The sequence below is a fragment of the Bartonella sp. AA86SXKL genome, assembly GCF_042196885.1.
Window position 1 is genome coordinate 839 of record NZ_JBHIRE010000121.1, and the last position, 310, is coordinate 1,148.

General features: G+C 39.0%; 1 protein-coding gene. It reads right to left on the reverse strand.

Annotated features, from left to right (window positions below):
• Nucleotides 1-310: NAD(+)/NADH kinase (locus tag ACFIO5_RS10355; RefSeq protein ID WP_375705357.1), on the reverse strand; the 310-nt coding region annotated here is incomplete at both ends.

Here is a 310-nt window from a genome sequence, read left to right on the forward strand (position 1 = left end):
CAATGCTGATACGAATTTTTGCTGCCTGGTAAGATTGACGAAAGAGAGATACTTCATTGATGGCGAGTGCTTCAATAGTTCCTTGACACTCAGCTTTTGCAATCATACGCAGGGGATGAATCTCCTTTTTATGTGCGACAGCAATGCGATTTGGCAATTTTTCTTCATGAAATTCATTCATAAGAAATCCTACAGCGCCTTGATTCATGCCATAAATAGGTTTTCCAGTGTTCATAACATTGTGTACTGTTTGTAACATTGTTCCATCGCCACCAATTGCAACAACGACATCAGTTTCTTCCAAAGAATA